The organism is Shewanella sp. SP2S2-6 (assembly GCF_031931965.1).
Lineage (GTDB): Bacteria > Pseudomonadota > Gammaproteobacteria > Enterobacterales > Shewanellaceae > Shewanella > Shewanella baltica.
In genome coordinates this window covers 36,010-58,905 of record NZ_JAUOEQ010000009.1, presented here as the reverse complement: position 1 = coordinate 58,905, position 22,896 = coordinate 36,010, and the positions used below count along the sequence as shown (strand labels likewise).

Genomic DNA, 22,896 nt, shown 5'->3' with positions numbered 1-22,896 from the left:
AATGGGGCTGTTGTGCGCCGAATTTTCGGTCATTGCCGTAAATCAAGTTGTTGAGTTAGCCATTAAGCCTAAAGTGCTGATGGTGAGTCACATGCCAAAACCAATTGCAGATGCATGGTTAGCTGTTCAACCCTGTGCAATGGGGGCGTGATCATGAGTCAACACAAACCGGGTTTGAAGCAGACCCTCAATTTATGGCAAGTGGTAGTGATGGGGCTCGCCTATCTCACGCCTATGGCTGTTTTTGACACCTTTGGTATTGTTTCCGAGATTACCTCTGGCCATGTGGCTACGTCTTATCTATTCGCGCTGGCGGGAATTTTGTTTACCGCGTTCAGTTATGGCCACTTAGTGCGTAAATATCCCTACGCGGGATCAGCCTACACCTACGCCCAGAAAACCTTTAGTCCGAATGTCGGCTTTATGGTGGGCTGGTCGTCACTGCTTGATTATATGTTTATGCCAATGATCAACATGTTGTTGGCAAAAATCTATTTAACCGCCATGTTCCCCACTGTCGAACCTTGGATCTTCATTTTCGCACTCGTGACCATAATGACCCTGCTCAATCTTAAAGGGATTGATTTGGTGGCTAACTTTAATGGGGTGATAGTGTTTGTGCAGATCGCCATTATTCTCGTGTTTATAGCATTAATGGCCTATAGCATTTCCCTTGGTGAAGGCGAAGGTGCGATTGCGAGCGTACGACCTTTTTATACCGATAATATGGCGATTGTGCCGTTATTTACTGGCGCCACTATTTTGTGTTTTTCCTTCCTCGGCTTCGACGGTTTGAGCTCGCTGACCGAAGAAACGAAGGATGCGCAGCGTGTTATTCCTCGCGCTATCGTGTTGACTGCCTTGATTGGTGGGGTGATTTTTGTCGGCGTGTCTTATTTCCTTCAGCTTTATTTCCCCGATATTTCCCGCTTCCAGCAGCTTGATGCGGTATTGCCCGAAATCGCACTCTACGTTGGAGGAAACCTATTTCAGTCCATCGTATTAGTGGCGACTACAGTGGCGGTGTTGGCATCCGGCATGGCTGCACACGCTGGCGTTGCACGGATTTTGTATGTGATGGGGCGAGATAACATGCTGCCACGTAAAGGGTTTGCTTATATCCACCCTAAGTGGCGTACCCCTGCATTTAATGTCTTATTGGTGGGAGCGCTGGCGCTGTCTGCGGTATCATTTGATTTGGAAATGGCTTTAGCCTTAGTGAATTTTGGCGCTTTAGTGGCGTTCACCTTCGTGAACTTAGCCGTCATAGTGCAGTTTTATGTGAGGGAGCGACGTAATCAATCCTTTAAAGATCACCTGCAATACTTAGTCTTGCCCCTGTGTGGCGCTGGCACTATTGGCGTGCTTTGGGCGAACTTAGAGCCACAGTCATTAGAATTGGGATTAATTTGGGCTGCCGCGGGAGCTTTATATTTGGCCCTGCGTAGCATACGTTTACGCCGAGCAGTAGAGTTACAAAATTAGTTGCTGCATAGGATCATAGCGTTGCAGCTATTGTTAATAACTGACAAGGGTTTGATTGAGGCAGCATAGCCTTCTAATCAAACGTCCAATTGAAAAGACCCGCATTCGCGGGTCTTTTCAGTTTGCTTAATCGAGTTTTAAAGCGATGGCACTGTGAAACCTAAGTTGTCAGTGACCACATTTTTAGGGGTTGTGACTTTCAGCGATACACTAGCATTGGCCGATGCCGTAAATTTCAGCGGCGAACCTAGACTGCCTTTAGCATAAACAGTATTGGGCACTTCGAAGGTTTTAGGCGCTCCAGCACAATCGACGCAAAGCTCGATACTTGTCTGAGCAGGCATGATTTGATTCGCGCTGTCGTGGACAAATACTACAAACTCAGAACTCGCACCAACGGCGACAGGTTTGATGTCATTCACACTCGGCAATAACACACCGTCTTGCATCACACTGAGATAAGCCTGTGAGCCTGACATGCTCATTACTAAGGCTTTGCGGATATAGGTTTTATTGGCTTGGCCTTTGCCGCAGAGTGCGCTTTCGCATTGTGGACCGTTAAATTTACCATCGGCAAAACTATATTCTTTTGCTTGGGTATTCCAAAATGGTTCGGCTGAATTCCGAATGCCATCTTCATTGTCATCCCTAAACGCATCACCTAGATCACTGAAACCACTAGGCAAATAGGCTTCGATGTCCATGCCATTACCTGTGCATTTTTTCGGGACGCCTGAATTCGTTAAACAAGCCAAGTCGGTCACAGGCATGCCATTGATGTCTTTACTGATATCGGCATCATCGAAGATGTTATTGCCATTGGTATCGAAGAAGGTTTCGTGACCTAAGGCATAAGCGAGAATCGTGATGCGGTGATCGGGTACGCGTGCTGATTGTGATGTCCAAACGACGCTACAAGTGCCATTTTTAGTTAAACATGGAGAGGTTATGCCACCACCTTCTGTGGTGAAGTTGACCGCGGTATCATCGGGCGCTGGATTACCGAAACTATCTGAGGCTCGAATAGTGATAGTGGCAGTTTCACCATTAAAGTCACCTGCTTCTGGATTGAATACTGTCGTTGATAGGCTAAACCCAAACTGTTGCGGTAGACCAGTATTTACAGTTAATTGTTCAGATTGGCTAGTGATGACTTCTTTAGTATCAGTATCAACGGCGGTAGCGACCACACGCACAGGTGTGGGGACAGTGCCGGATAATACGCGCACACTGGCGATACCTTGGGAGTTAGTCAGGCTTTGCGCATTCGCAGTGCCATTAGCAAAACTTAAACCACCAACCACAGTGTCTAAGGTAAAGCTGACTTCTTGTTGTGCTGCGGGTTGACCGTTGGCGCTGGTGACTTTGAAGCTAACTAAAGAGGATTCGCTTGCACCTGTGCCGCCCGCACCTTTGATGCGAATTTGTGCTGGCTCTGCTGATTCAAAACTTAAGCTGGCCAGCGTTTGGCGTTGCAGGGTAAAGGGCTGACTGGCCGTTAAGGTCTGATTGCCCGCCACTGTGGTGGCGATGATTTGGTCGCTATGCTCGCTATTGCCACTGCAACTTGTGTCTTGGAAGGTTGAGCTCGCATTACCCGATAAGGTCGTCACTGGGGTATCGAGTGTCGCACTATTGCTGTTGGTGCAATCTGAGCTAAAGCTGATGGAAGAGGGGGTTTGCACTCGGGTAATAGTACCGTCATTGGCCTCTAAGACTAAACTTGCGGTCACCCCAAAGCTGCCACCTGCGCTGATCTTATATGCGCCATTGGCATCGGCCGTTAAGGTGCTCGCCAGTTTACCTTCGGTAAAGACAGCACCATTGAATGAGCCGAGTTTCAGCGTACCTTCTTGATTTACCGCATCTTTACTCAAGACTTCATACAGACTGCTGGTTTGCAGCAATTGACCTTGGTAGTCCACTGTGACCGTGAGGGAGTTTGCCCCTAATTCAGTTGCACTTGGCGTATAGGGCACCTGCGCAATACCTTGGGTGTTGGTCAGCGCACTTGCAGGATTCAGCGCTGCAGAACCTGCGGCGAACGTCACTTTCGCGCCTTCGATGCCGTTGCTTTCGCTATCGAGCAATATGGCTTGCAGTTGCACCGACTCATCGACTTTGAAGCGAGTCACTAAGGCTGAGCTATTTAAAATACTGGCGCTGAGTTTAGGAACGGCAGGAGAGGTACCATCGCTAACACTTAAAAACTCAAACTTGCGGGTAGCTGTTAGCGCCGTTGTGGAATCTTTTGGAGTTGTCGTTGCAGTAATTGTCCCTGCATTGACAAGTAAATCAGGATTACTAACGATAATAATGGCTTCACCGTTATTGTCTGTTAGTTTGCTATTAGGTGTTAATACACCAAGGTCTGTCGTAAAGTCGACTTTCTGCTTGCTCACTGTAGCTGAGCCTTTCTTTAACTTCGCGACTGCGCAAAAACCTGTGTCTTTAGGGAAACTTTGGAGTGAAGTAACACTGCCGCATTCAGAACCCGATAAGGTCTTAAAGTCGATAGACAGTTTATAGATACCGTCAGTGGCATCTGTGCCACCGTTATCTTCGTCCGCAGGGCCGTTACAGGCCCCGAGTCCAAATAGTCCAATAAAAAGCAAAGCTAGGCTACATAACGTTTTGCTAAGTCGCATAAGCAACATCCTTGTGGGGCTGAAGTTAATTAGTCTTGGATTTCGCTGCGTAGATATTTAAACAGCTCTTTAGATGATTTTGATTCTGGACCTTTTGCCAGTTCTTTGGTCGATTGACGCACCAAAGTACGCAGTTTCTGTCTGTCTAATTGCGGATAATGCTCAACTAAGGTTTGAATTTCAGCATCACCTTGGGTGAGTAAGCGTTCACGCATTTTTTCGAACATCTGCAACTTCGCCGTTTCGTTGTTGTTTTTATTCAACACGATAGCGAGTGAAGCCTTAATAGGCTCGATATCAAAATTACGCATCAATTTGCCGATATACTGCATGTGGCGACGATACGCCTCAGTATTAACCTTGATTTTGCGTGTTTGCAGGATAGCGTCGTACAAAAACTCATCCAGCTCGATTTTATCTAGCTGAGTCTTGCTCAGTGAAACAAGCTCCATACCGACTTTTTGCACGGCTTCACTGTCACGCTTGTCCGTTGTTTTACTGCTGACATAATCTTCATCTATGTCGTAGGGCTGTTTAAAATGTTCTGAATCACCAACAATCTTCATATCGATAAAACCTCAAGTAAATAACTGGCTAATAATAACATCTCCAGCCAAAAATCGCCTAGGTGAATGTGTTGAAACAAAGACCAGAGCCCTTTTGCACCTTAGCCTAGTATTGAGCTGCGACTCAATGTCACGCTAATAATTAATGTGAATGGGATTTGTGTTTGTTATGCTAGCGTCATTGCCGACAACGAAAGAGTAGCTTTGTGTCTTTGAACAGAATCGATAGTGAATTGGGCGCGCTGAAAGATGCGGTGGCCGTGGCGCTGGAATATGCCAACAAATTAGGAACGAACGCTGCCGAAGTGGCGATCAGTAAACAACAAGGTTTGTCGGTTTCTACCCGTTTAAAAGAAGTTGAAACCGTTGAATTTAATAAAGATGGTGCCTTAGGGATTACGGTTTACCGCGATGGTTGCAAGGGCAGTTCATCGACGTCGGATTTAAGTCCAGAGGCCATAGCCTTAGCGGTGAAAGCGGCCGACGATATCGCCCGTTATACTTCTCCCGATCCATTCAGTGGTCTTGCCGATAAAGCCTTGATGGCAACTCAGATCCGCGATCTTCAACTGTATTATCCTGAAGATATTTCTCCCGATGAGTTAGCCCAACTGGCGATCCGCGCTGAAACTGCGGCGCTCGATGCCGATCCGCGCATTAATAATTCCGACGGCGCCAGTGCCAATGCCCACACTGCGGTTAAAGTGTATGGCAACAGCCACGGTTTCTTAAACGGTTATTGCAGCTCGCGTTATAGCTTAAGCTGCAGCGTGATCGGTGAAGATAGCGAAGGCAATATGCAACGGGATTATGATTACACTATCGCCCGTAAATTCAGCGAGATGCTGTCACCTGAAACGGTCGGTTTAAAGACCGCCGAGAAGACGGTAAGCCGCCTCGGTGCGCGCAAGATCGCGACGACGCGTTTACCTATTTTATTAGCGCCAGATATCGCCACAGGGTTAATCGGCCACTTTATCGGTGCGATCAGTGGTGGCAGTTTATACCGTAAATCCAGTTTCTTATTGGATTCGATCAACACCCAAATCTTCCCCGATTGGTTCAATATCGAAGAGCAGCCGCATTTACTGGGCGCACTGGCGAGCGCGAACTACGACAGTGAAGGTGTGGCGACTCAAGACAGACGCATTATTGACCGCGGCATGTTAGAAACCTATTTGCTGACCAGCTACTCGGCGCGCAAGTTAGGTTTAACTAACACGGGCCATGCGGGCGGTATTTATAACTGGACGCTCGGCCACACAGGCCAAACCTTCGATGAATTGGTAAAAGACATGGGCACAGGTTTGATTGTGACCGAAGTTATGGGCCAAGGCGTGAATATGGTTACGGGCGATTATTCCCGTGGTGCGGCAGGTTTTTACGTTGAAAACGGTGAGATCCAATATCCAGTGGAAGAAATCACTATCGCGGGTAACTTGAAAGAGATGTTCCGTGGCGTGCAAGCCGTGAGTAAGGATTTTGATCTGCGCTCATCGATTCGTACCGGCGGTATCTTGTTATCTGAAATGAAGATTGCGGGTAACTAATCCATAGCTTCAATCGTTCAGCCGTTGCGCATAGTATGCTTAAGTCGTCTCAGCGTTTTAGTGCCTGTGCTTTAGCGCTAGTAGCATGAATATGGTTCGAGCATAAAAAAGGGCAAGCGATTAATCACTTAATCTGCTTGTCCTTTTTGTTTAACGCGCTTATTAGGGCTGTTCGCCTTAATCAGCGGAATCGTCACAAATCCATGCCGTTAAAAATCAGTCGTTAAAACGCATAGCTTGCGCTGAGTTCGAACGAGCGGCCTGCACCGGCAATCTGGTTAAAGCCATTGGTGTTATCGGCCTTAAATTCCGCCACACTCACGCCGCCCAGCGGCAGCTCATAGTAACTGTCGAACAGGTTATTCACGGCGAAGGTGACGGTCAGATCCTGCCATTTCATGCTGCTGTTCAAATTAAGCAAGGAGTAGCTATCGGTCTCATTTTCAAGGCGGCGTTCATCCACGCGATCTTTGGTCGCAACCCATTGCCATGAAAGGCTGTTTTCCCAGTTACCGAGCTGATGTTGCAGTGCCAGCTCAGTTTGCAGCGGCTTGATTTGATATAAAGGCTCATTGCCTTCATCTCGCTCACCACGGGTCACATTCACTTTGCCTAACACTTGCCATTTACCTGTGCTGGTTTCAGCAAACTGATAGAGCGCATTAAAGCGTGCACCATAGAGATTGGCATCTAAGTTAGTGAATTGAAGAATATTGCGTTTGCCATCAGCTGAACTAGTGCGATTAAAACTGCCAATCACTTCGGCATCGATATAGTCAGTCACAGCTGTGTACCAAGCTGTGGTCGAGACTTGCCAGCTATCACCGTTATATTTGTAGGCCGCGCTCAGGGTATGGGCAGTTTCTGGCTTAAGATCTGGATTACCTACATAACCATTACCATCGCCATACCAACCTATCATAGTGGTTGCCATAGTGCCGCGGCCCCAGCTGTAACGCTCGTACAGATTGGGGGCTCGATTCTTGCGGGCAAGGCCAAACTCAAGTTGTTGATTGGCCGATAACTGATAGCGAGCCAGTAAGGTGGCGTCGATCAGATTATCATCACGTTTTCTGTCCATCTCGTTAAAGGCCTGCGCCGCAGCGGCATCCATATTCGGCATGCCCATCATTGGCATGTCACTATAAGCTTGGACTTCACCGGTATTGGTGGTGACATACTCAAAGCGAACACCCGCCGATAACCACCAGCTAGGGCTTAAATCTTGCTGCCATTCGCCATAAACGGCGGCGCGGCGACGTTCGCCATCGTTGATGTTGATGTAATCATTCGGCGCCATCATAGTGCCAGGCACCGCAGGCCACACATCGTCGAGCTGGTAGCTATAGAATTCTTGGCCGACCAGTAAGGTGCTGTCATCGCCCATTGGCAAGCGCCAGTGCAGTTGATAGCTGTAGTCATCACCTTCAGTGTTCATCGGCATCTTGCCGGCTTTTTCTGGGGTGAAAAAGCCCATCTCGTGTTTCACGCCGTGCCAATTGAATTGGGCGCTGAACTCACCGTCATCGTTGAGTTTGAGTTGATAACGGGCGAGGGCACCGTAACTCTTGTTATCCGTCATATCCATGTATTGATTAGGAAAACCTTGAAATGGAATATTCTGATGGGTCAATTTGATGGCAACTTGTTGAGTCTCATCGCGCCATGCGGCGGTCAATGCATGGTTTTGGGCGCGGTACAGGGTATCGATGACTTTATCGCCATTGCCATCTTTATAGCTGTTGGCATCTTCATAGGCGCCTTGATAGCTTAGGCTGATATTTTTGCTGGCAACTGTGGCATGGGTGCCCAGTAGCAAGGTATCACTCACGCTGCGGTATCCCGTTGAGATATCGCCGCTATTCCACTTGATGCTATCGCTTTCGCCAAATTTAGGATTAAGGCTGCTGACTTTGATCACACCCGCAATATTGTCGCCACCGGCACTGACTGGCGATACGCCCGCAATCACTTCGGCAGTAGTGACTTGATTGGCGGAAATATAGGACAGCGGTGGATTCATTTGATTGGCGCAGGAAGCGGTAATGTCCGCACCATCAACTAACACTTTAATGCGATCGCCCATCATGCCATTGAGGATAGGCAGGGCCGATACGCCACCCGCTTCGGAGAAATCTACTCCTTGTCCTTTCAGCAGGTTTTCAGCCGAACCTAGCGTGTTGCGGTTTTCGGTCTGTTGGCCGTGGACTTCTAAGCGTTCTATATTGGCTAATTCGCTGTCATCGGCCATTGCCTGCGGCGCTAGCGATAAGCCCATGGCGATTGCGAGGGATGAAGAGATTACTGAAGTTTTAAACGGGTGAGATAAATACGCAGAATTTGCAGCCATCTTATTGTCTTCCATTCACTTGGATTAATTGCGCTGCATTATAAAGAGCATCTAAGAGTGACAGGTGCGGCATATTGTCGCAGAGGGCAACAAAGCGGGTTAAAAACAGAATTGAGCTTGAGCAGAAGGTAAATTCCTCGCACGTTAATCACTTAGACCATGATTTTCTTTGACTCTTTAAACATTGTGCTCATCAATCATCGATAAGCGTATCAATGGAACCTGCGTTATCGGCCGTCAAAGGTGGGATGAGTTTTTAAGATGCGAGCTAACCAAAATACTTGCTATACAGCCGCTGAGTTTCGCCTTGGGAATCCATGGCAGCGAGTGCTTTGGCAAACTGGAAAGCTTTAGAATCAGGCGCTAACACTGTGGGATTATTGTCTGGGCTGATGGGGGTATCGGCGCGATAGTTTGGGTTGTGCCTACCGCGGTAGTGACGGCTTTTTTTCGAGAAGCCGAGGTACATTTCCTGCGCTGATTGGCAGCAGTTATAGTGGAGTTTGAACTGAGTGGGGTCGCGATCGTTAAGGTAATAATGCAGCGTGGTTTGATCGTAGATGAAAAAATCCCCTTGGTTTGAAAGCAAATAATCCAAGGCTTTAGACACATTGAGTTCAGGCGGTTTACGTACTTGTATTTTGTCCGGCAGGCCGCCAAAGTCGTAACTGCCGGGGGCGATTAAGAGGGTCATCTTGTTGTTGACCAACTGCTCAATCGAGCGAATATCGGCGGCGCCCGCACGGCTAATGCCTATGGCGCGTTCCGAAAGTCCATTAGGGATAAAGTGCGCGTATTTAGCCCGATCTTCGGTGAAGTTAAGCCCGGGATAAAAGTCGATATTGCCGAGCTTGAGATCCCGCAGTATGCGTAATTTAGGTGCACGCACCACATTGAGTTTGCAGCCAATCTTGTCCGCCGCCGCTTGGTAAAGGTCGTGATAAAATCCCGTGTTATTGGGCTCATCTCCGATAAAAGGTAAGCGTTCGCTGGTGCGATACCCCATAGTAATCACGCAGGCGTCGGAACTGGAAAAGGCATTGGCGAGCGGGGTTTGGAGTGTCATCAGCAAGAGCAGTGCGCCGAGCCAAGGTTGAGCGATTAAGGTGGATTTCAAATTGATCTCCTTATCTGTCGATTACAAAGCGTAACCTGAGTGCCAATAAAGGTTATGGCAAAATCCGTAAACTAAACCTGAAAACCTATTAACTAAATCTTATTGATTATTAAGCTAATATATTATTTTTGTTTGAATAATCTATCATACTTTCCTACTAGTCAACGCCATTTTTTATGTTGGAGTGCACAAACTCTGTACATCTGATTTGATTGCGTTATAGTTTGCGCTGTTAGGCTATGGGCTTAACTTTCATTAAGCAGTGAGGCATAAAATGACTAAGCAAAAACCGCAAAATATGCCCTTAGAACACGAAAGTGGTCGAGGCACCATTACCGACAACGCACTCAAAGCGTTAGTGACGAGTCCCTTGTTTAGGACCCGTACCGAGAAAGCGAAAAAGGGCAAAGGGTCATACGACCGTAAGGCACAAAACCGAAAGGGGCATCAGCACAAGGGCGATGCCCCTTTTGACTTTCTAGGTCTGCGCTTTTGTTAATCTGCTTTTTCACTGCTTTAGTTCGCTGTTTTAGTCTGCTGTGTTAGTGCCTCGTTAATCCTACCAATTCATGCTCCTCCACCTGCCTTTACGCCAATCTTTACGCTTAAATCAGCCTTATTATTGATACTCCTTGTTGGAGGTTAATTGTACTTTCGCCCTGAGCGAGTATGGTGAACGCTTAGAGCGTTTTAGCGAAGGAGATGCACATGGCACAGCAATATCGAGTTGAACACGACACTATGGGTGAGGTGAAAGTCCCCGCCGATTGTTATTGGGGCGCACAAACCGAGCGTTCGCGGCAGCACTTTCGTATTGGTGCTGAGGCATCTATGCCTGTCGAAGTGATCCACGCTTTTGGCTATTTAAAGAAAGCCGCCGCTATTACCAATCAACAACTTGGCGTCTTGCTCCAAGATAAAGCTCAACTGATTGCCCAAGTGTGCGATGAGCTGATTGCAGGCGAACTCGATGCGCAATTTCCTTTAGTGATTTGGCAAACGGGCTCGGGCACGCAAACCAATATGAACGTCAATGAGGTGATTGCCTATCGCGGCCATGTGCTCTCGGGTGGGCAACTTATCGATGCGGTTAAATGCTTGCACCCCAATGATGATGTTAACTGCTCGCAATCCTCCAACGATACCTTTCCCACCGCCATGCACATTGCCGCCTATCGCCAAGCCGTTGAGCTCGTTTTGCCCTGCATGAGGTTATTGCAGCAGAGTTTACAGAAGAAGGTCGAGGAGTTTGCGCAAATCGTTAAAATCGGTCGCACGCATTTTATGGATGCAACACCGTTAACCTTAGGCCAAGAGTTTTCGGGTTACGCCGCGCAGTTAAGTCATGCCATCGAAGGCATTGAGCACAGTCTCAAGCGTGTAGCCGAGTTAGCTTTAGGTGCGACCGCCGTGGGCACTGGGCTGAATACACACAAGGATTACGCCGTTAAGGTGGCGGACAATATCGCAAAACTCACGGGCTTGCCCTTTGTGACGGCGCCGAATAAGTTTGCTGCCCTTGCTGCCCACGATGAATTAGTCTCCCTGTCGGCGGCCTATAAAGTGGCGGCGGTTAGTTTAATGAAGATCGCAAATGATATTAGGATGTTAGGTTCTGGCCCGCGCTGTGGCATTGGTGAGTTATTACTGCCTGAAAATGAACCCGGTTCGTCGATCATGCCGGGAAAAGTGAACCCGACTCAGGTCGAGGCTATGACTATGGTGTGCGCGCAAATCATGGGTAATGATGTTGCCGTTGGGATTGGCGGCAGCAATGGTCAGTTTGAGCTCAATGTGTTTAAGCCGATGATTATTGCCAATGTGCTGCAATCGGGGCGCTTATTGGGGGATGCTTGCCAATCGTTTAATGATCATTGCGTGGTCGGCATAGTGGCGAACGAGCCACAAATCGCGCTGCATGTGGAGAACTCACTCATGTTAGTGACGGCGCTTAATCAACATATCGGTTATGAAAAGGCCGCTAAGATAGCCAAAAAAGCCCATAGCGAGCATAAGACACTGCGCCAAGCGGCATTAGAACTTGAGTTTGTCACGGCAGAAGAATTCGAGCTTTGGGTCGATGCCAATAAGATGTTGGGACCCGATGCTTAATGCTTAATTCATAACGTCTCATCCTAGCTGCTGATAAATCAGCGAAATTGAGGCTGGCAATGAATCAATATCGTGGGCCAAGACAGTGTGAAGAAACAGTGGAGTAAGGATGCTGAAGCATTCGCAGTGTTAATGCTTACGAAATGATAAAAACAAAAAGCGAACCAGAGGTTCGCTTTTTGAGTCATAGCCTGTCCTGTATCAGAACAGCTTAGTCTTGGGTGTCAGCGTCGACTACTTCAGCCCATAGATCGTGTTCATCTGAATGGGTGATGCGGGCACGAACTAACATACCAGGTTCCAGCTCAGTTTCACCATTGATAAACACCATACCGTCGATTTCAGGTGCATCGGCGAAGCTGCGGCCAATGGCGCCTTCTTCGTCTACATCGTCAATCAGAATGTCTAAGGTACGGCCAACGAAACGGGCTAAACGTTCGGCGCTGATCTCGGCTTGGACTTCCATAAATCTGTGGTATCTGTCTTCTTTAACATCTTCGCTGATAAGCTCGGCGATGGTGTTGGCGACAGCGCCATCCACTTCTGAATACTTAAAGCAACCGACGCGATCAAGACGTGCTTCTTTTAAGAAATCGAGCAGGATTTGGAAATCCTCTTCGGTTTCACCTGGGAAGCCGACGATGAAGGTCGAGCGGATCACTAGATCGGGACAAATTTCACGCCAGCGTTGAATCGCTTCTAACTGACGGTCAACACGGCCTGGGCGTTTCATCATCTTCAGGATACGTGGGCTTGCATGCTGCATTGGAATATCCAGATACGGCAGGATTAAACCTTCGGCCATCAGCGGGATCAGATCGTCAACCCATGGGTATGGATAGATGTAATGCAGACGCACCCAAGCGCCCATTTTACCCAGTTGGCGCGCTAGGCTAGTAATGTCTTGCTTGACTGGCATACCGTTCCAAAAATCGGTACGACCGCCTTTGTCTTTGCCGTAGGCCGAGGTATCTTGGCTCACGACTAGAATTTCTTGTACGCCTGATTCAACTAGACGCTTGGCTTCATCTAAGATGCTGCCCGCTGGGCGGCTGTCGAGATCGCCACGTAGTGAAGGAATTATGCAGAAAGTGCAACGGTTGTCGCAACCTTCTGAAATCTTCAAATAAGCGTAATGCTTAGGCGTTAACTTAACCCCAGTTTGTGGGATTAACGAGGTGAAAGGGTTGTGCTCTGGCTTAGGCACGTACTTGTGAACATGCTTCAACACCGCTTCGTAGCTGTGTGGGCCAGTGATTTCTAACACATCTGGGTGCACTTCGCGGATTTGGTTTTCTTTAGCGCCAAGGCAGCCAGTGACGATCACTTTGCCGTTTTCTTCTAAGGCTTCACGCACAGCATCCAGAGATTCTTCAACCGCAGCATCGATAAAGCCGCAGGTATTGACGATAACTAAGTCGGCATTGTCGTAGCTGTTAGTGACTTCGTAGCCGTCGATGCGTAACTGAGTCAGAATACGCTCTGAATCCACGAGGTTTTTTGGGCAGCCCAAAGACACGAAACCGATGCGATTCCCAGTGGTAATAGCATTAGTGCTTGCTGCTTCTAATGTTTTTACTGGGATATCAAGCGTGGTCGTTTGCTTGGGTTTAAAAGTTTCAACTGTCATGGTTTCTCGCTGAGGTTAGAGCAGCCTTAAAAAAGATGGCGGATTATACCTGAAGTGGTTAAAAGGTACAGTAGCTTTGGCTGAAAAGTGTACAACTGGGGCGCTGAATATGCCAGTTAACCCTAAGGCCTATTTTGGGTGTGGATATAGAGATATCCGCTAGAGATCCGCAGTCGAACTCATAGGGGTAAAAAGAGCTAAATATTTTTCAGAAAAATTAACCCTTTTTAAAATCCGCCGCGTTTATAGGGAGCAAGAGACAGTTTGTTGATGCTGTTACATATTGGTACAGGTATTGGCACTTTTTACTGATAGCCTAAGCGCTAAATAAGCGACACAGTCGTGTTAGCCGTCTCGTTTTGAATATGCGTTCTATTTGAAGTGGTTTAGCTATAAGCACATTATTTTGGAGTAAGTTATGAAAAATTCTCTTTTAGCGGTATTGGTAGCGGGTGGCCTTTTTTCGAGTACGTTTATGGCGCCAGCAGTACTCGCCGCTGAGGTCGATTTTCCCCACATTGAAACCATGGGTGTGAGCCAAATCCAAGTCGAGCCCGATATGGCGGATGTGAATGTGGAAGTGGCCGTGACCGAAAAAACCGCTAAAGCTGCCAAGGATAATTCCGATGCCGCCGTGGCTAAGTTTATCGCCCGTCTCACCGCAGCGGGTGTGACTAAAGACCAGATCCAGAGCGCGAATTTAAATCTTCAACCGCAATACGTGTATGTGCAGGATAAAGCGCCAGAGCTGACGGGTTACACCGCCAGTCGTCAAATTACCGTGACGGTAACAGACTTAAGCCGCTTAAATGCTATCTTAGATTCAGCCTTGGAAGAGGGCATGAATCGGGTGAATAACATCGCCCTTAAATCGAGTAAAGAAGCGGAATACGTCGCCAAGGCACGCCAAGCCGCGATTGTGGATGCCAAACAAAAAGCCGAGTCTTTGGCTAAAGGCTTTGGTGAAAATCTCGGCAAGATCTGGCAGATCCGTTATTACGATCAACGCCCTGTGCAACCTGTCATGTTACGCATGAGCGCTAAAGCCGATGCCATGGGCGCCGCCGAGAGCTATCAGTACGGCCAAGTGAGCATAGAAGATAGAGTTGAAGTGATTTATAAACTGAAGTAAATCAGTCAGAGGCATATAGTGATGGATGAAGCTCCTATTGGGATTCATCCATTTTTTTTATGCCGTTTACAATCGTTTTATATTTTTGGAAATAGCATTCTTCACTCTATATGTGATGGATTTTATTAGGATGATGAACAGTAAAAACTGGCAAATTTAACCATTTATCCTCACACTAGTAAGGTGATGTTAAGGAGGCCGTTTATGGATTTCCCCGCTCGAATAAAGCAGCAAACATGCATGGATTGCTTAAGTGGTAAGTCATTAGGATTTGAAATTCGCATGGCATTTCAACCTATCATTCATTGGCCTAGCCGTGAGATTAGCGGTTATGAAGCCCTTGTTAGAGGTCCCGAAGGTGAAGGGGCTGCGTGGGTGTTTGCGCGAATTAACGATAGCAACAAATACTATTTTGATCAGGCTTGCCGGGTTAAAGCGATAGAAACCGCTTCAAAGCTGGGACTCGATAAGATGCTCAGTATCAACTTTCTGCCTAATGCCGTGTATAACCCTGAGACTTGTATCCGCGCGACGATTGAAGCCGCCGACATGTATGGGTTTGATATCCACAAAATCATGTTTGAAGTGACAGAGGGCGAGCAAATTGTCGACCGAGCGAAATTAGTCCGTATCTTCGAGAGCTATGCTAAACGTGGTTTTATCACGGCAATCGATGATTTTGGCAGTGGTTTTGCTGATTTAAGTTGGTTGGATGCCCTGCGTCCCCGAGTGCTAAAACTCGATATGACCTTGATCCGTGATATCGATGCCGATAAAGAAAAACAGCTGGCGGTGGATGAAATACTGCGTATTTGCCTAGAGCTTAATACCAGAGTTTTGGCAGAAGGGGTTGAGAGCGAAGCCGAACTGAATTATCTCGCGGCTATCGGGATTGAGTATTTTCAGGGTTATTACTTTGCTAAACCTAAACTCGAATATTTAACTACCTATGAAGAGCTGAACTTTCAAGCGCCATAGTCGTGCTCGTTCAACATCTTAACCTATCTGGATCTTCTGCTTTGTGCGTTCACCATAGAATCTAAAATGGCGATATCGACACATCTGGCTAAGCTTATTCTGACTCAAACAAAGGAGGTGTTATGAAACAGTTTACAGCTTTAACCCTATTCGCATCCTGTTCCCTGCTGCTTGCTAGCCAAGTATTTGCCCACGGTGAAATCGGTGAACCCTCAGATGGCGCCAAGGGAATGGCCGGTGCCATGGGCACCATAGAATTTAAACCCTCTGATTGGCAAGAGAACAAACAGAGCTGGTGGAAGGACAGTGACGGTGTAGCGCCCGGTGTTGCGGGGTGCCATGTCGGTACCGACGCACAAGGTGTGCCTAATGGCAGAATGTTTGGCGAGGCGTGTTTGCCCGATGGCTTGTTAGTCGAATCTAACCCCGGCAAAGATGTAATACACGGTCACAGTGACGACTTAGGTCATCCTGATACCTTTGACTGTAATGCTTGGTGTGTCGGTGAAGGTAAAACAGCGGGTATGTGCGAAGTGGCCGCTGCGCCGCCTTGTGAGCAATCCGCGAGATGTGCCTGCAAGTAGTTAATCGAGAGTGTGAGCTCGATGTATGTTGTGAGTTCACTGCGATTATCGCGCTTAGCGCCTCTCCTACCCAACATACTTATTTGAATCCTTGAGTGCACAATTGGCCGCTTTAGCTTTAGCCGTACTGAGCTGTGGGGCAATTGTTTGTTTCTGATATCGGCTAACTGATATATCATGCGCCACCTAAAATTGCCCTTGTTACCTATTCGCTACTATGTCTTCCAACGCGCTCTATACCGATTTATCCGGCTATTACGATTTAATGTGTTCTGATATTAACTACCAGCAACAGAGTGCGAGCATCCATCGTCTGCATCAGTTCCTTGGCAATAACGGTAAACAACACCTTGATTTAGCTTGTGGTACGGGTCCGCATGTGCGGCATTTTATCGATCTTGGTTATCAATGCAGTGGCCTCGATATCAATCAGCCGATGCTCGACATGGCCATGCGCCGTTGTCCCGAAGCCCAGTTTAACCTCCAAGATATGACGGCTTTTTATTTAGAAGAGCGCGTCGATTTGATTACCTGTTTTTTATATTCCATCCATTACAGTGCTTGCATCGAACGCCTTAAAAGCTGTATCGCCAGTGTGCATAGCGCACTTAATGACGGTGGGCTGTTTTGTTTTAATACTGTCGATAAGTACAGAATCGATAACACAAGTTCGGTTAAGCATTTTGCCGAGTTTGATGGTAGCCATTTCGCCTTCGAATCCGGCTGGCATTACAGTGGGCAAGGTGAGAAACAGTCATTAAAGTTGAGTATTGCCAAAAGCAGTCAGCCGTTTGCTGAGGTCTCGCCTTTACCTGTCTCTGATATGAAAGGCTTAGGCTCGCTGGAAGCTGGGTTACATGCTGCAGGTTTGCAAGAAGTGGGCTTACAAGAATTCCACAGTATTGAGCAATGGCAAGATCAACATGCTATGGTTGCTACCAGCTTCACTGAGCTTCAGGAACTGTTAGCGCCTTATTTTGAAGTGCATGTTTTCGAACACGATTATGAAAGAATTGTCCCGTGGGATTTAGCATCAGGTAATGCGCTGTTTGTTTGCGTGAAGATTTGACCTTCTGTTGAAGTTTGGTAACAGAAGGTCTGCTCATAATGTCAGTGTGACTTGTTAAATCTCGCTTCTCTTTCAGTCTGTTTTTATGTAAAGCCAAATTAAAGTAGAGGGTTTCATTCTTGATTTTTCATCAAGAGTCGACCAAAAGGGGAAAGTACCGTTCCTCTTTTGGATATTCCTTGCCAAATAACGTCCATGTTTAACAATCAGTTCGTCATCCATAACTCTTGTTCATAACGCTGCGGCACAGTATTCCTGTTAAAGCTTGCTTTAATAAACTTGCTTTAATACATTATTCGCACAATAGAAATGATAATGGAATTAATTAAATGTAATTATTTTGTGTGTTTATTTTGTTGCCTATGAAATAGTTACAATTTCACAGGCAATAAATACATTAATACAAAATTAGCACTGCTTTAGTGTAAGTATGAAAAAAAGTTTCATGTGTTTTATAAAAATAGTTAACTTGAATTTAAAATATTGAAATAAATCTATGATGTTGATAAGTATGGTTATTATTTTCATTGTGTATTGATCTGAGTGTGGTTTTGCGAGGTTGGCATTATTTTTGTAATGTCCTTAGTGTATTTAAATAATTAACTAGGAGTACTTTATGAAAAATCCCATTCTTACTTTAGCTGCCATTATTTCTTTAGCCTCTTTTAGTGCATATTCTCATGCTGATAACATGAGCAACAGTGATGCCGCAGAAAACGGAATCTATGTCGGCGCTAACTACGGTTATTTAAAAGTCGATGGCGATGATGATTTTGATGATAATAGTGATGTAATGCAGGGTCTTGTTGGTTATAAGTTTAATAAATACCTTGCTCTTGAAGGTAGCTACATTAACTTTGGTGATTATGGTAATGGTTTAGCCAATGCCGAAACCGATGGTTATACGGCAGCCCTTAAAGTCATGCTTCCCATTGCAGACCGAGTAGAGCTATATGCTAAAGGTGGTCAGTTATGGTATTCGACAGATTATGACGTCGTCGGTTTTTCTGGCAATGACGATGGTGAAGGTGTATTCGCCGGCGCCGGTGTCGCATTTAAAGTCACAGATCGATTCTTAATTAATGCTGAGTACACTTGGTATGATGCAGATATTAATGTCGATAGCGTCGCCAATGGCGGAAAAACAGATACAGACTTTAATCAAGCCAGTATTGGTGTTGAATATCGCTTCTAATTATTCGTTGTTGATATTTATAATTTAAGAATTAATTATCTAGGTGTGACACGCTAAGTGTCACACCTTTTTTTATATTACTAATAAGCCCCTCCGAGTTTTTATTTTTTAAATCAAAGTCAAAATCAACGTCAACGTCGTGGGGCTTCACCCCACACCCGACCAAGAGGGGATCAACAGCAATTCCCTCTTGGATCTCCCTTGCCGTTCCCTAACGGAGTTGAAAGCCCCTTGGGCATTAAGCGTTCTTATGCTATCGCGTCAGACGCTCGTCCCTGATTCGACTGACGCTATCTCGGCATCTGATAGGCAGGATGCCTGAATGTCGTGAAGTGCATGGTCAATGATGTTCCATACATCATTCTGACATTTCCCATTTCCCTATGGGTCTGATGCACGAGAACGACCATGCCTCGATCACACAACGAACGCAAATGCCCTGCGGCAACTCCGAGGGGATAGTGAACTTCTGTGGTCTCGATGTTGGCTGTTAATCCTTAAAGATTTGTGCCTGCCCCATCTTTAGGTCATTATTAAATATCTATAGTGCTACGGGTTTATAATTATTTGCTTTTATCTTGTTCTGGTTTTTCTAATAATTTTATTTCTGATTTGTTTTTTAGTTTGATAAAGGATTCATTTAGGCTTTCAATTATTACGTCTTGTTCTTTAGGTTTTTTTGTGTTAGATATACATTTTATATCTCCCCCCTTATCATTGAACCTTACAATTTCTCTAATTGCTGATGTTAATTCGTTTCTACTTTGTTTGTTTTTTATCTTTCCATTCTGCTCTAAATTGTCTACAACTTTTTCAACAATGTTTATTTCTTTTTCTGTTAGATTTGATTCTGCTTCCTTTACTACTTTTTCATATAATTCAACAGTTACAACATGTTTTAATAGTTTTGCTGATTTAAGAGCAATGTAAAGCTCTGTTAAATTTATTGCGAGTTCAGCAAAGCTAGATAGCGTATCATTAATCAGAGTTATAGTTTCTAATGTAAGCGCTAGATCTATAATTACAGAGCCTTTATCTACACTTATAATTTCAAAGTCTTCTGGAGATTGGTCATTCGCCATCGAAAAGCCTCTTGCAATAGTATGCCAGGCTTTAGACCATTCTTTTAAATTAACCAAATTATCAATAGAAGCTTGCTCTTGAAATGTTAACCTCATTAAATATTTCCCATCAGGTATTGAAGAGGGTAATAAATAATCATCAGATAATATGTAAGGTAGTGAAGTAGTTAATGGTGTTATTTTAGAGTGGGCAGTATTTAACTCATTAGAGTAAAATGTAAGCTCATTGATTATATGGTTATTATCCATTGATGGGGAGAATAACATTGAAAAGTTAGATTTTGCCCCTTCTAGTATTATGCTTTCAAGTCCGATATTTTTAATTAATTTTCTATGGGAGTCATTTAATTCATTTAAGTTGAATTGGCTTATTGTGGATATAATTGATTCTAATTGTTGTTTTTTTACTACTTCAATGCCGTTTCGTAAGTTTACTTTTATAGTGTTTGCAGAGTTTGCGAGGACACTTGCCAATTTACTGCTTGTGACATTTGTTTGGTACCATCTTGCAAATGTATATATTTCACTTGATTGCACTTGAAATTCCTTTTAGAGTTTTTGATATGTTTTATTAAAAAAAGATATTTGTCAATCATTTGTTTTATTTATGGATTTAAATCGTTAAAAGTTTTTACTAAATTAGTTTTATAAAGTTACAGGGTGGTTATGCAGGGTGGAATGTAATATTTATTCAAATGAGCGTACAAGCATAAGTTCTATACTTTTTAATAACACTTAATCCTAAGGAATACACCTCCCCTCGGAGTTGCCGCAGGGAATTTGCGTTCGTTGCGTGATCGAGGCATGGATGCCGAGATAGCGTCAGTCGAATCAGGGACGAGCGTCTGACGCGATAGCATAAGAACGCAAATGCCCAAGGGGCTTTCAACTCCGTTAGGGGCGTCTTGGAGAATCCAAGGAGGATAGGACGAGCAGTCCTCCTTGGTCGGGTGTGGGGTGAAGCCCCACGACTTTGATCCAAACGAAGTTTGGAAAAGCTGCTTTTGCAATGCAAACAAAAAGGCGCCTAAGCGCCTTTCTACTATTGGGGAAAGGGAAAACTCCTCATCCCACTATAATTTGATTAAACAATCAGATCATACTCTTCCCGTAGGATCTTGATGATATCTGCCTTTGGATTCGCAGGCAGTGGGATTGGGGCGCCAGTCACTTTCTCGGCAACGCCGGTGTAAGTGCGTGACACTTGCATCATGGCCTCAAGTGGGAGGTCATTGTCGCGAGCTAGGGCTTCACGCTCTGGCATTCTGTCTTTGTTGAGCAGCACATCTGGATCGGGGAAATGATTCAGCAAGAACTGGCGGAAACCCTCTTTGGAGTTTTCTAAAATCTTGCCATCGCGGTAGGCGACGCCGTCCCAAATACGTGATGAGTCTGGAGTGCCGACTTCATCCATGTAAATCAGTTTTGAATTGCCATCTTTGTCAGTCACATAACCGAACTCAAACTTAGTGTCGACAAACACTTGATCAAGCTTTGCCAGCGCTGCTGAAATAACTTTAAAGCCATCTTTTAACAGCTTCTCGTACAGGTCGATATCTGCGAGCTTTTTAAAGCCAAAGGCTTGGTAGTTGGCTTGGATATCGCTGCGGCTGATGTTCACGTCATCTTGGGCTGGCACGCCTGGAATGCCGGTTAAAATACCCTTAGTCGATGGGGTGATTAACAGCTCAGGGAGCTTTTGATCTTTCTCTAAGCCTTCTGGCAGTGTGATGCCACAGAATACTCGCTCGCCTTTTGAGTAAGCGCGCCACATTGAGCCTGTGATGTACTGGCGACAAATAGCTTCGACTTTAATAGGGCGAGCTTTTTGGACTATCCATACGAATGGGTGCGGGATATCCAAAATATGGCTGTCGGCTAGGCCGTTTTCGGCGAACAGTTTAAACCAATGGTTAGAAATCGCGTTTAATGCCGCGCCTTTACCGGGAATGCCTTTGAGGCCGCCTTCACCGTGGAAGATACAGTCGAAGGCCGAGATACGGTCGCTGATCACCATGATGGCGAGCGGGGTATCTTCGGGGACGTTATAACCTTTAGTGGTAATTAAACGGCGGCTGTCGGCGTCGGTTAGCCAGTAAACGCTGCGAACCTTGCCGCTGTGGACTGGGCTGTCGGTGCGGATAGGCAAATCGTTATTGATGGCAAGTACGGAATCAGCAAGACTCATGACGAGTATTCCTTAGGATAGAGAGTGTAGGGATAAGGTTTTTATAAGTGTCGGTTTGCAGATGGACTATGGCGTTAGCAACAGCCAGATTCATTGCAACCGCTTTATTATTCGCGCGTGGCTTAGGGCGTAAAGCGTTCAGCCAGTTTGCGGGATTTGATGTTAAATCTTGAACAGCAAAAGGGGTATTTTCGGGCGGTGTTTGAATTGTGTCAGCAGGAGATAATGCAAGGGATGGAACAAACGCAGGGCAAGGTTGGCACCACAGTGAAAGTGGTCTGTTAAAGCGGGCAGGGCCCGTGCCATTTTGCTCGAAAATGCTAACCATTAATCCGAGATAACCTTGTGCTAGACTGCCGCGAAAAAGTGGCGACATTTTACCTTTATTGACAAAATTTGCCACGGCTATTTGCATTGTTCTTCGCATAGCGCTTCGCATCACTTTTTACATAGTACTTCACCGCGACTCTAGCGGCCGCAAGGATTTGCCTCGCAATGGCGGCCTGAAGCGAAATGATGGGCGTCATGTTTGATACAAAAATCGGATATTGAAAGTCTGTATTTTAGCTTGCTGATGTGCGAGTTTATGGCACAGTTGCAGCCCACAAGACCATCAAGCCAAATATCCAATGGAGGGAATATGAGCACAAGTCATCCACATCCAGATAGCGACAGAGAATTGATATTAGAGCGGATTATCGACGCGCCGCCGGAAAAACTGTTCCGCGCGTGGACCGAGCCTGAGCTTCTCAAAATTTGGTTTACGCCAAGGCCGTGGACTGTGGCTAGCGCGACCTTAGATGTGCGTGCCGGTGGTTCAAATGTGATTGTAATGCGCAGCCCTGAGGGGCAGGATATCCCGAATCGTGGCGTGTATCTCGAGGTGGTTGAGAATGAGCGAATCGTATTTACCGATGCCTTTACCGAGGCTTGGGTGCCGTCCGATAAAGCTTTTATGACGGCAACCATCACGTTTGAACCTGTGGACGGTAAAACCAAGTACACTGCGCGGGTGCAGCATTGGAATAGCGAAGATAGGCAGAATCATGAGGATATGGGGTTTCATCAGGGTTGGTCTAAGGCGACCGATCAGCTTGAGGAACTCGTCGCGAGCATTTAGCCGGTGAGTCTCAAGCCTCGTATCAGAGAGTAAACAATAAGCAGTACCTAGCCCAATTGCCCTGCATTATCATATTGTTGGGGATTGGGC

General features: G+C 46.0%; 19 protein-coding genes. 11 read left to right on the top strand and 8 right to left on the bottom strand.

Annotated features, from left to right (window positions below; genetic code table 11):
• Position 1: 1 nt before the first annotated feature.
• A complete protein-coding gene (locus Q4Q57_RS08940; RefSeq protein ID WP_259560319.1) occupies positions 2 to 151 on the top strand; it encodes a hypothetical protein in 150 nt (49 codons plus the stop codon).
• 2 nt (positions 152 to 153) lie between these two features.
• Complete coding sequence (locus Q4Q57_RS08935; RefSeq protein WP_311890618.1) at positions 154 to 1,485, top strand: APC family permease; 1,332 nt, start codon at positions 154 to 156, stop codon at positions 1,483 to 1,485.
• Between the two features lie 137 nt (positions 1,486 to 1,622).
• Here Q4Q57_RS08935 and Q4Q57_RS08930 read toward each other — a convergent pair whose 3' ends face one another.
• Both Q4Q57_RS08930 and yjgA read right to left on the bottom strand, forming a co-directional pair.
• Positions 1,623 to 4,133 (bottom strand): hypothetical protein, encoded by a 2,511-nt coding sequence (locus tag Q4Q57_RS08930; protein WP_311890617.1) that lies wholly within the window; start codon positions 4,131 to 4,133, stop codon positions 1,623 to 1,625.
• 29 nt (positions 4,134 to 4,162) lie between these two features.
• Entirely contained in the window at positions 4,163 to 4,699 is a 537-nt protein-coding gene (gene yjgA, locus Q4Q57_RS08925; protein ID WP_311890616.1) for a ribosome biogenesis factor YjgA, read from the bottom strand.
• Positions 4,700 to 4,905: 206 nt separating this feature from the next.
• Here yjgA and pmbA point away from each other — a divergent pair, with 206 nt between their 5' ends.
• Positions 4,906 to 6,249 (top strand): metalloprotease PmbA, encoded by a 1,344-nt coding sequence (gene pmbA / locus Q4Q57_RS08920; protein ID WP_311890615.1) that lies wholly within the window; start codon positions 4,906 to 4,908, stop codon positions 6,247 to 6,249.
• Positions 6,250 to 6,472: 223 nt separating this feature from the next.
• On the opposite strand, the gene Q4Q57_RS08915 is transcribed toward pmbA, so the two are convergent.
• Positions 6,473 to 8,599 (bottom strand): TonB-dependent receptor domain-containing protein, encoded by a 2,127-nt coding sequence (locus Q4Q57_RS08915; RefSeq protein WP_311890614.1) that lies wholly within the window; start codon positions 8,597 to 8,599, stop codon positions 6,473 to 6,475.
• 268 nt (positions 8,600 to 8,867) lie between these two features.
• Positions 8,868 to 9,716, bottom strand: coding sequence for a transporter substrate-binding domain-containing protein (locus tag Q4Q57_RS08910; protein WP_311890613.1), 849 nt, complete (start codon positions 9,714 to 9,716; stop codon positions 8,868 to 8,870).
• A gap of 274 nt (positions 9,717 to 9,990) precedes the next feature.
• Between Q4Q57_RS08910 and Q4Q57_RS08905 the strand changes: the two genes are divergently transcribed.
• A complete protein-coding gene (locus Q4Q57_RS08905) occupies positions 9,991 to 10,215 on the top strand; it encodes a ribosome alternative rescue factor ArfA (RefSeq protein WP_131523432.1) in 225 nt (74 codons plus the stop codon).
• Between the two features lie 209 nt (positions 10,216 to 10,424).
• Positions 10,425 to 11,828 (top strand): class II fumarate hydratase, encoded by a 1,404-nt coding sequence (gene fumC / locus Q4Q57_RS08900; protein WP_311890612.1) that lies wholly within the window; start codon positions 10,425 to 10,427, stop codon positions 11,826 to 11,828.
• Between the two features lie 211 nt (positions 11,829 to 12,039).
• Here fumC and rimO read toward each other — a convergent pair whose 3' ends face one another.
• Entirely contained in the window at positions 12,040 to 13,458 is a 1,419-nt protein-coding gene (rimO, locus tag Q4Q57_RS08895; RefSeq protein WP_311890611.1) for a 30S ribosomal protein S12 methylthiotransferase RimO, read from the bottom strand.
• A gap of 418 nt (positions 13,459 to 13,876) precedes the next feature.
• Here rimO and Q4Q57_RS08890 point away from each other — a divergent pair, with 418 nt between their 5' ends.
• From Q4Q57_RS08890 to Q4Q57_RS08870, 5 genes are all read left to right on the top strand, one after another.
• Entirely contained in the window at positions 13,877 to 14,590 is a 714-nt protein-coding gene (locus tag Q4Q57_RS08890; RefSeq protein ID WP_063884277.1) for an oxidative stress defense protein, read from the top strand.
• Between the two features lie 204 nt (positions 14,591 to 14,794).
• Positions 14,795 to 15,568, top strand: coding sequence for an EAL domain-containing protein (locus tag Q4Q57_RS08885; RefSeq protein ID WP_311890610.1), 774 nt, complete (start codon positions 14,795 to 14,797; stop codon positions 15,566 to 15,568).
• A gap of 122 nt (positions 15,569 to 15,690) precedes the next feature.
• Positions 15,691 to 16,152: a hypothetical protein gene (locus Q4Q57_RS08880; RefSeq protein ID WP_311890609.1), complete on the top strand. Its 462-nt coding sequence runs from the start codon at positions 15,691 to 15,693 to the stop codon at positions 16,150 to 16,152.
• A gap of 217 nt (positions 16,153 to 16,369) precedes the next feature.
• Positions 16,370 to 17,221, top strand: a complete 852-nt coding sequence (locus Q4Q57_RS08875; protein WP_311890608.1) for a methyltransferase domain-containing protein — start codon at positions 16,370 to 16,372, stop codon at positions 17,219 to 17,221.
• Positions 17,222 to 17,837: 616 nt separating this feature from the next.
• Positions 17,838 to 18,416 carry a porin family protein gene (locus tag Q4Q57_RS08870; protein ID WP_105251308.1) on the top strand — a complete coding sequence of 193 codons (579 nt, stop codon included), beginning with the start codon at positions 17,838 to 17,840 and terminating at the stop codon, positions 18,414 to 18,416.
• Between the two features lie 563 nt (positions 18,417 to 18,979).
• Here Q4Q57_RS08870 and Q4Q57_RS08865 read toward each other — a convergent pair.
• The 3 genes from Q4Q57_RS08865 to Q4Q57_RS08855 form a co-directional block, all read right to left on the bottom strand.
• On the bottom strand, positions 18,980 to 20,035 hold the full coding sequence (locus Q4Q57_RS08865; protein ID WP_311890607.1) for a hypothetical protein: 1,056 nt from the start codon (positions 20,033 to 20,035) through the stop codon (positions 18,980 to 18,982).
• A gap of 547 nt (positions 20,036 to 20,582) precedes the next feature.
• Positions 20,583 to 21,686 (bottom strand): phosphoribosylaminoimidazolesuccinocarboxamide synthase, encoded by a 1,104-nt coding sequence (locus Q4Q57_RS08860; protein ID WP_311890606.1) that lies wholly within the window; start codon positions 21,684 to 21,686, stop codon positions 20,583 to 20,585.
• Entirely contained in the window at positions 21,673 to 22,101 is a 429-nt protein-coding gene (locus Q4Q57_RS08855) for a hypothetical protein (protein ID WP_311890646.1), read from the bottom strand. Before Q4Q57_RS08855 ends, Q4Q57_RS08860 begins: the two co-directional genes overlap by 14 nt.
• Before the next feature lie 225 nt (positions 22,102 to 22,326).
• Here Q4Q57_RS08855 and Q4Q57_RS08850 point away from each other — a divergent pair, with 225 nt between their 5' ends.
• Positions 22,327 to 22,806 (top strand): SRPBCC family protein, encoded by a 480-nt coding sequence (locus Q4Q57_RS08850; protein ID WP_311890605.1) that lies wholly within the window; start codon positions 22,327 to 22,329, stop codon positions 22,804 to 22,806.
• Positions 22,807 to 22,896 lie beyond the last annotated feature (90 nt).